At 71.0% G+C, this 8640-nt stretch carries 9 protein-coding genes and 1 tRNA gene; 6 read left to right on the top strand and 4 right to left on the bottom strand.

The features are described from left to right. A partial coding sequence (locus PV682_RS31885) for an FAS1-like dehydratase domain-containing protein (RefSeq protein WP_319735227.1) occupies positions 1–618 on the bottom strand: 618 nt, incomplete at its 3' end. 221 nt (positions 619–839) lie between these two features. After that, on the bottom strand, positions 840–1154 hold the full coding sequence (locus PV682_RS31880; RefSeq protein WP_055723133.1) for a hypothetical protein: 315 nt from the start codon (positions 1152–1154) through the stop codon (positions 840–842). A gap of 359 nt (positions 1155–1513) precedes the next feature. Here PV682_RS31880 and PV682_RS31875 point away from each other — a divergent pair, with 359 nt between their 5' ends. After that, positions 1514–2593: a bifunctional DNA primase/polymerase gene (locus tag PV682_RS31875; protein WP_319735226.1), complete on the top strand. Its 1080-nt coding sequence runs from the start codon at positions 1514–1516 to the stop codon at positions 2591–2593. Positions 2594–2792: 199 nt separating this feature from the next. Further along, entirely contained in the window at positions 2793–3227 is a 435-nt protein-coding gene (locus tag PV682_RS31870; protein ID WP_319735225.1) for a hypothetical protein, read from the top strand. A 49-nt stretch (positions 3228–3276) separates the two neighbouring features. Here PV682_RS31870 and PV682_RS31865 read toward each other — a convergent pair. Continuing rightward, positions 3277–3363: transfer RNA gene (locus PV682_RS31865), tRNA-Ser, on the bottom strand. A 461-nt stretch (positions 3364–3824) separates the two neighbouring features. On the opposite strand from PV682_RS31865, the gene PV682_RS31860 reads away from it, so the two are divergent. The 4 genes from PV682_RS31860 (at position 3825) to PV682_RS31845 (ending at position 6943) form a co-directional block, all read left to right on the top strand. After that, positions 3825–3974 carry a hypothetical protein gene (locus tag PV682_RS31860; RefSeq protein ID WP_319735224.1) on the top strand — a complete coding sequence of 50 codons (150 nt, stop codon included), beginning with the start codon at positions 3825–3827 and terminating at the stop codon, positions 3972–3974. 289 nt (positions 3975–4263) lie between these two features. Beyond that, on the top strand, positions 4264–5601 hold the full coding sequence (locus PV682_RS31855) for a hypothetical protein (RefSeq protein ID WP_319735223.1): 1338 nt from the start codon (positions 4264–4266) through the stop codon (positions 5599–5601). Continuing rightward, a complete protein-coding gene (locus tag PV682_RS31850; RefSeq protein ID WP_319735222.1) occupies positions 5598–6179 on the top strand; it encodes a hypothetical protein in 582 nt (193 codons plus the stop codon). The genes PV682_RS31855 and PV682_RS31850 overlap by 4 nt, the downstream gene beginning before the upstream one ends. 11 nt (positions 6180–6190) lie before the next feature. Then, a complete protein-coding gene (locus tag PV682_RS31845) occupies positions 6191–6943 on the top strand; it encodes an ABC transporter ATP-binding protein (RefSeq protein WP_319735221.1) in 753 nt (250 codons plus the stop codon). A gap of 103 nt (positions 6944–7046) precedes the next feature. Here PV682_RS31845 and PV682_RS31840 read toward each other — a convergent pair whose 3' ends face one another. Next, positions 7047–8576, bottom strand: a complete 1530-nt coding sequence (locus PV682_RS31840) for a S1C family serine protease (RefSeq protein ID WP_319735220.1) — start codon at positions 8574–8576, stop codon at positions 7047–7049. Positions 8577–8640: the final 64 nt, after the last annotated feature.

Below are 8640 nucleotides of genomic sequence, written 5' to 3'. Positions count from 1 at the left end.
GAAGCGCAGGGCCGTGCAGGCGGTGCAGCGCTGGAGGAGGAGGCGGTGGTGCCGGACGCCGTCCCAGAAAGGGGAGTTGTCGCGGTTGATCACCGGGCGCGGTCGGTCCGGGAGCCGTTTCGCCGGCGCGTACTTGAGGATGCGGAAGCGGTGCGTGCCGACCAATTCGCCGCTCTCCACGCGGAGATCGGTGCGGGTCGTCACGAAGTGACCGACGCCGAGCTTCGTGGACTTGCGCGGTGACACCGACTCGATCACCGAGTCGGACGTGACCCGTTCGCCGACGCGCAGGGGACGGGCGTACTCCTGCTCCGAGTCGGTCGCGACGACCGCCGTGCAGCCCGACTCGTCGAGCAGCGCGAGGAGTTGACCGTAGGCGTCGGTGCGGGACCGGGGGCCCGGGAGGCCGGCCATCGTCCAGACCTGGAGCATCGTGGGCGGGGCTATCGCGTCGGGGCCGGTGTACGCGGGGTTCGTGTCGCCGAGGGCCTCGCACCAGTGGCGGATCATGGGGGCGTTCACCGGGTCGGCGGCGAGCGCGGCGACGGTCGCGGGCAGGCCCTCGTACGCCTTGAGCCGTTCCTCGTAGGCCTGTTGGCCATCGGAATCGTCCGGCACGGCATCCTCCCCTGCCCTCGCCCGCTCCCGGCTGGAAGATTTCTGACTGTCCGTCAGATCATCCGAACTGTCAAGGACAGCCGACCAGTTGGGGTACACGGAAACGCCTGCGCGGCGAGACCCGAAAGCCTCGCCGCGCAGGCGTTTACCACCCCAGTGAACACATCCCACGCTCGGCCGGAGGGCCGGTGCCGGTGCGCCGACCCTCCCGGTTCAGCGGGTCACCACCACAGCGGGGCGAAGGTGACCTGCACGTTGTGGTTGCCCTGGTTGATGGCCGTGAACGCGGAGCCGTTCACCTGGGCCGTGTTGCTCTGGTTGCTCGCGCCGGAGCCCACGGCGTTCTGCTGCGTGGTGGACGAGTTGCCGTTGTTGTCGCCGGCCACACCGCTGCCGATGATGCTGGCGACGCCCGCGTTCGATCCGTCGTCCGCGAAGCCGCCGTTGTCCGCCGCCGCGACGCCGGTGAAGAGAGCGGCGGCGAGCGGGAGGGCGGAGACGGCGGCGACGATGCGGGCGGTACGGATGCTTGCCATGTTGTTCCTCCAGAGAACCCGGCCTGTGGCCGGGATTGCGTGAACTACGGCTGTTACCGGGGCAGTTGGCCGACCGTCCCGGTGGTGGTGACGACGTCGCGAGATCAGAGTTGCCCACCGGGCCCCCGGACAACCACCCCCTACGGCCCGATTAGCACGCAAGCGTGATGACCAGTCGATAAACCCCTTTCACTACCGTTCTTCGCGTGGTGTCGCTTCCCGGGCGCGTCGCGGGGGCCGCATCCCGTACGCCGCATGGGGTGAAGCGTTCCGGCAGCCCGGCCGGCGCCGGGGTCCCGTACCGCCGTCCGGGTCTGCGCCCCCTCCCGTTCTTCGAACGAGTGTGCGAAACTGGGGGCATGGCCACCACCGACCGGCAGGCCACCACGCTGGCCCTCGCCCACGCGCTCTCGGCCGCCGAACGCGGCCTGGCCGTCATCCCCCTGTCCCGCACCAAGCTCCCGGCCCTGCGCTCCCCCCACCGCCTCGATCCCCCCGGCACCCCGCCCTGCCACGGCGAATGCGGGCGCCCCGGACACGGGGTGTACGACGCGACGACCGATCCGGCCCGCATCCGCGCCCTCTTCGCGATGGCCCCCTGGGCCACCGGGTACGGCATCGCCTGCGGGCTGCCGCCGCACCACCTCATCGGGGTCGACCTCGACACGAAGGGGGACACCGACTCCACCGCCGCGCTACGGGAGTTGGCCCTGCGCCACCTCTTCACCATCCCGCCGACCGTCGTCATCCTCACGCCCTCCGGAGGCCGCCACCTCTGGCTCACCGGGCCACCGGACGTCGTCGTCCCCAACTCCGCGGGGCGGCTCGCGCCGGGGATCGACATCCGGGGGGCGGGCGGGTACCTGGTCGGGCCCGGGTCCCGTACGGAGCGGGGGGTGTACGGGGCGGCTCCGGGTACGGCACATCTGCCGCCGGCGCCCTGCCCTCGCGCCCTCCTACGGCTCCTGCTTCCGCCGGCTCGGGCGGTGGGGGGCGCTTCGATGCCGGGGGGTGCGGCGGGGGCGAGGGCTGACTCGGGGGCGGGGACCGGAGCCGGTTCGGGGGCGGGGACCGGGTCCGGCTCGGGGACCGGGTCCGGAGCGGGGTCGGGGACCGGGCCCAGCTCGGGGTCCGGCGTCGGCTCCGGATCGGGGTCAGGGTCGGGGTCGGAGTGGGGAGCAGAGTCGGGATCCAGTCCTGGTTCCGGGTCCCAACACGGCCACGGCTTGGTCCAGTTCGTCCTCTCGGCCCACGAGGGTCAGCGCAACACCCGCCTGTTCTGGGCGGCTTGCCGCGCGTACGAGAACGGCCTCGCATTGTCGGGGGAGTTGCTCGAAGCGGCGCTCCGAACAGGGCTGACGGAACGGGAGGCGCGGTCAACTCTGGCGTCGGCGGCGCGACTTACGGGGTGGAAGGGGGAAGGGGGCATACGGCGGTGAGGTCGCCGGGGTCGTCGTACGGCGGTGGCGAGGCCTGCCGGAGACGTACGGCGGCCCGGGAGCCCCCGTACCAAGATCCGCGCCCCGTACCCCGAACTACCCCCGAAACAGCGTGAATCGGAGCGCTCGGTAGCGAAAAGGAGCGCTTTCGTAGGTAAAAGTGAGACTCCGGCGTACGACACGCCTAAGGTTTCCGTCCATGTCCCTGACCCGAGTCGTTCTCCTGTCCGGCCGTTCGATCGAGCTCTCCGACATCCGGCTCTCCTCGACGTACGCCGGCATGCTGGAGGGCTACCCCTGCGCCCGCGTGAACGACATGAAGATCAACGGCTTGCTGCGGGGCGCGGAACGAGACAGCCCGCGTACGCCGGTCCACCTGGTGGAGCCCGCACGCGAGTACCGCCCCGAGGACTCCCCGGGCCCCTTCGGCCCCGTCGAGATCCTCCCCCCGGTGTCCTGCGTCGCCTCCTTCCACTCCACCCCGGTCTCCCCCACCCTCGACCCCGTCCTCCACCGCTCCACCCTCACGGTCATCTGGTTCCAGCAGACCCCCCAGGTCCCGTCGGGCACGGACGCGGACAAACGCCTGCGCGCCCTGGAGTGGGAGGACCTGGCCCGGGACACCGAACTCTGACCACCACGAAAGGGGTGCTCCCCTCCTGCGGAGCACCCCTTTCCACCTGCGGTGGGTGTGGGATTTGAACCCACGGTGACGTCACCGCCACGACGGTTTTCAAGACCGTTCCCTTAGGCCGCTCGGGCAACCCACCTTGCCCCGGTCCCACTTGGGACAGGACGGGTACAGCGTACCGGCAGCGAGCGACGGACGACGCTCACGGTCCGAACGCGGGTTCCGCCCGCCCCGCGTTCAGTCGCCGTTGCCGTCACGGCAGCCGTCAGGGGGACGACAATAGGCATCGGCCAGCATTCGACCGCAGGGCGATTGCCACCTGATTGCCGTATCTGAATGGCTTGATAACCGATCACTTAAGGACACGGGTGAGGCATTCACGCCACATATGAGCCCGACTCTTGCACTATTCCGCAAGAGCGTGCCTGAATAATCTCCGTGCACGGCTAGACCGACCGCTGCCGTGCACATCAATCAGTGACCCGGGGGGGACACCATATTCATGGGGGGGGTTACTTCGCCATGCCGTGGTATCAGTCATCGCGCATGCTGCCCTGGCTTCGCGTGTTCCTTCACAGGCTGGACACACCAGCTTCTGCCGTGGAGCGGAAGCTCTTCCCAGGCCACATCGCCGCCGGCACCGGCATGGTCCAGCCCCGGAACTGGACCAGCAGCATGACCGGCTGGGCCAGTGGCACGACCAGGGAGTCTCGCCCCTGGGCCGACAACGACTACACCGAGATCCAGTGATTGCTTCAACGGTTCCAACTCCACCTCGTCGGGTGAATGGAACGTCCATTACGACGGCGGCGACAACCGGTACTTCACCGTCGCCCACCTCAATGGCTCGGACTCCACTCGTGCCGTAGTCAGCGTGAGAAAGGTATACGTGGACACCACCGCGGCCGACTGAGCTCCCATTCCACCAGTGCAATGTCGTTGAAAAGCCGGGAGATGCCCACGCGGCGTCTCCCGGCGGTCATGTTCCGAGAACGGTATCCCCGTGAACCTTCGAGCTCGTCTGCGTACCAGTCCGGCCGTGTGGACGGCACCTGTCTGGGGCGGAATAGTCGTCTTCTACTTCTTTCACGCTCTTCATCTGGAAGACCCCTACGAGGAAGTCGTCAACGGACCGCTCTGGGCGCCGCAGCAGGTCACTCAGGCGCTCTTCTACTTCTACGCGTTCGCCTATGCCATCACCTGCGGCCTGGCGGCGTGGGAGGGCGGGCGGCTCAAGCGGGACGGCGTATGGCTGCTGGCTCCGGGGCGTTCCCGGTTCAGGGTCGCCGCCCAGGCCCTCGCCCCGGTGGTGGGGGCGGGCTGGCTCGTTCTCGGTCTGCCGGTGCTCATGCGGCTGATCGAGACCGGGCTCGTTCCGACGCCGCAGGCCCTGGCGCCGCTCCTGCTGGGCATGGCGCTCGTGGCCGCGTGGGCGGTGCTCGGCTGCGCGCTGGGCCACCTCACCCCACGGCTGATCTCCGCGCCGCTGTCCGCCGTCTTCGTCTACTACCTGATCACCAAGACCGGGCAGGTGGAGCCGGTGTGGCTGCGACACGTCTCGGGCGCGCCGGACACCTCGCTGGATTTCGGCGAGCAGTACGGGCTGTCGACGCTGGCCGTGCCGTTCCTGTTCGCCGTGTCCGTGGCCGTGGCGGTCGCCGTGTGGTGGGTGCCCGCATCGCGCGCGGTGCGGCTGGCGGTTCGCGCCGGGGCGGCCGTGACCGCTTGCGCGGTGATGGCCCTGTGCGCCGACGTCGCCTCGGGGTTCGGCTACGGGAACGGGCCGGTCACCACGGGCCACGCCCCCGCCGAGTGCGCGGGGACGGCCCTCCGGGTGTGCGTCGCCGCCGCGGGCGGTGCCCAGGACCGGCTCGGACAGGTCCATGAGGAGATCGACCGTTCCCTGACCGCGCTGCGCCGGGCGGGGGTCCGGGTGACGGTTCCCGCGACGGTGACGGACAGTCTGCTCACCGGCCGCCGCAAGGAGCCGTCGACCCGGGACACGTGGTGGCTTCCGCTGTCCGAGCAGGCCGGGCACAACGGCCCCGGCATGACCGGAGTCCGCTTCGGGGTGCTCCTCACGGCCGTACGGTTCCCCTGCGCCTTCCCCACGTCGGTGGAGCCCGGGCGACCGGCGGACTGGATCGTCAATCACGATGCCGCGATGCTGTGGGCCGCCACGCTCATCGACGCGGACGAGCCCTACCTCGACTGGCGTCGTGGCGAGTACGGAAACTTCCAGAACGCCCGTCAGGTGCTGGCGAAGGTCGAGGAGCGAGCCCACGACGCGGCCACGCTCCCGCCGGCGGAGCAGAGCGCCTGGTTCCACGAGGAACAGCGGAAAGCCTGCCGTCTCGTACAGGAGAGCGCCGCGTGACCTTCTGGTGCAAGGCCCGCCGTGTCCAGGCCGCCCTCGTCCCCGCCCTGGCCGCGTTCGCGCTGCTCGTCGCGGTGGCGCACGACCAGTACGTCCGGCTGCCCAGCCTGCTCACGGCTCAGGGGAACCGCGTGTTCCTCCTGCAACTGGTCCCCCTGGTCGTCAGCTCCGCCCTCGCCCACAGCCTCGCCCAGGCGGTGACCGACGTCGAGGCCACGGCGCAGCGCAGGGTCCGCGCTCTGGACGCCGCCATGATCACCGCCGTCGCGGCGACCGCCGTACTGGCGAGCCTCCTGGTGCGAGCCGTCAGCGGGTCGGGGGAGGCGTCCATGGCGGGCCGCAACACCCTGTTCCTGGTGGGTCTGATGCTGGTGGCCCGTGCCGTCCGGGAACAGGCCGCGACCGCCGTACCGGTCGGCTGGGTGCTCGCCGTCATGTTCGTCGGCTACCGCGACTTCCACCGGCCCTGGCCCTGGGCGGTCACCCTGCATCCCGCCGACTTCCTGCCCACGTCCGGCTTCTGCCTGCTCGTCTTCGCCGCCGGGCTCGTCGCCCATGTCCGCGGCCGTCGTCCCTGAAGGGTTCCGCCTTGCCGATCCGCCTCGCATCCTGCACGTTCGGCTACCGGCGTGCCGGTACGCCGGTCCTCACCGACCTCACGTACACCGTCCCCGCGGGGTTCACCGTCCTCCTGGGCCCCAACGGAGCGGGAAAGTCCACCCTGCTCAAACTCGCCGGCGGCCTGCACCAGCCGCGGTCGGGAACCGTGCGGATGGACGGCCTGGCCTCTCGGGATGCCGCCTACCTCAAGCAGGTGGCCTGGATGCCCCAGACCATCACGCCCATGACCGGTCTGACCGCCCGGGAGCAGGTCGCCTACACCGGCTGGCTGAAAGGCATGAGGAAGGCCGCCGCGTGGGACGCCGCGCTCACCGCCCTGGCCCGGGTCGAGATGGCGGATAGGGCGGACGAGAAGGTCAAGAGGCTCTCCGGCGGTCAGCTCCGCCGCGTCGGCGTCGCCTCCGCCCTCGTCCACGGGGCGAGCGTCCTCCTCCTCGACGAGCCGACCGCCGGCATGGACCCCACCCAGCGGCGTGTGTTCCGCGACCTGATCATCACCCTCGCGACCGACGACGTCCGCGTGCTGATGTCCACGCACGACATCTCCGACCTCGCCGAGGAAGCCGACCAGGTCACCGTCCTGCGGCAAGGGCGGATCGTCTTCACGGGCCCGACCGCGGACTTCCTCGCCCACGCCCCCTCCGACACGGCCGAGGCACGCCGCGCCGAGGCCGCGTACTCCGCCGTCGCCGCCCTCGCTCCCGCGCGGAGCGCCTGGTGAACGCCGGGTGGGGTCAGGTGGGCCGGCTGCTCCGGGAGGAGGGAACGCAACGGGTAAGGGGCGCCCTCCATGGAGAGCGCCCCTTACCTGTACGACGGAGACGTCAGTTGTCGCCCGTCCGCGAACCCAGCGTCAGATCGACGGTCTGGCTCTTGCCGCCGCGCTCGTAGGTGATCGTCACCTTGTCGCCCGGCTTGTGCGTCCAGATCTCGCCGATCAGGGTCGGCCCGGAGTCGATGACCGTGTCGTCGAGCTTGGTGATGACGTCGCCCGTCTTGAGGCCCGCCTTGGCCGCGGGGCCGCCCGCCTCGACCGAGCCCTGGTCGCTGATCTTGGCGCCACCGGTGCCCTCCTCCAGGGAGACCGACGCGCCGATCTTCGCGTACACCGGCTGGCCGGTCTTGATCAGCTGCTGGGCGACGTACTTCGCCTGGTTGATCGGGATGGCGAAGCCGAGGCCGATCGAGCCCGCCTGGCCGGCGCCGAGGCCGCCGGAACTGTTGGACTGGATCGCGGAGTTGATGCCGATGACGTTGCCCTGCGCGTCCAGGAGGGGGCCGCCGGAGTTGCCGGGGTTGATCGAGGCGTCCGTCTGGAGCGCGCTCATGTACGAGCTGCCGCTGCCGCTGCCGTCCGAGGAGGCGACGGGACGGTCCTTCGCGCTGATGATGCCGGTCGTGACCGTGTTGGACAGCCCGAAGGGGGCGCCGATCGCGATGGTCGAGTCGCCGACGGCGACCTTGTCGGAGTCGCCGAGGGTGAGCGGCTTCAGGTCCGCGGGCGCGTTCTTGAGCTTGATGACGGCGACGTCGTACCCCTTCGCGTGCCCGACGACCTCGGCGTCGTACTTCTTGCCGCTCGGGAACGTCGCCGTCACCTTGCCGCCCTCGACCGCCTCGGCGACGACGTGGTTGTTGGTGACGATGTGGCCCTGCGTGTCGAAGACGAAGCCGGTGCCGGTGCCGCCGTCGCCGCTGCTGGACTCGGCCTGGATGGTGACGGTGCTGGGCAGCGCGCGCTGGGCGACGCCCGCGACCGTGCCGGCGTCGTGCTTGACCGAGCCGCCGCTGTCGGAGGCGGAGACGGTCGTCGAGCCGTTGTCGTCGTTGTCCTTGGCCATCGTGTAGCCGAGCGCGCCACCGAGGCCACCGGCGACCAGCGCCGCCGCGAGGACCGCGGCGACGAGCCCGCCGCGCCCCTTGCGCCGGGGCGCGGGCTCCTGCGCGTACGCCGCGCCCCACGCACCGCCGGCTCCCGCGCCGCCGTCCGCGTACGACGGGACGGGCGGGGCCGGGGGAGGCCAGGAGGCGTCGACGGCGGTCGGCGCGGGGGCGGTGCCGTAGCTGTCGTACGGGGCGGCGCTCGGGGGCTGCGGGGTCGGGGGGGCGCTCCGCGTGTGCGCGTACGGGTCCTGGGCGGGCTGCTGCCGGGGAGCCGGCGGGGGCCAGTCGCCCTCGGCGCCCGCACCCGCGCCCGGCGCGCCCGCGGGCGGTTCCGGTGCCGTCTTCGGCAGCTGCGCGGTCGGCGCCGCGTCCCGCGCGTCCGCGTCCGTGGACGTCGTCGGAGAGTCCACCGGCACGGGAGGTGCGGACGGGGCCGGGGGTACCGCGGTGCCCTCGTTCTCGGTGCTCACAGCTGTTCTCCTCGGTCCACGGCTGTCTGTCGAGTGTGCGTTGCCTTTACGCTTCAAGCTTTTC

Source organism: Streptomyces niveiscabiei (assembly GCF_033794345.1).
GTDB classification, from domain to species: domain Bacteria; phylum Actinomycetota; class Actinomycetes; order Streptomycetales; family Streptomycetaceae; genus Streptomyces; species Streptomyces niveiscabiei.
Note: the sequence above shows the minus strand (reverse complement) of the source record. Positions and strands in the feature narration are given on the sequence as shown.

Excerpts from the sequence above, each read along its gene's own strand:
- PV682_RS31870 (WP_319735225.1), top strand. The coding sequence starts at position 2,793 with ATGTCCCTGACCCGAGTCGTTCTCCTGTCCGGCCGTTCGATCGAGCTC.
- PV682_RS31880 (WP_055723133.1), bottom strand. The coding sequence starts at position 1,154 with ATGGCAAGCATCCGTACCGCCCGCATCGTCGCCGCCGTCTCCGCCCTC.
- PV682_RS31875 (WP_319735226.1), top strand. The coding sequence starts at position 1,514 with ATGGCCACCACCGACCGGCAGGCCACCACGCTGGCCCTCGCCCACGCG.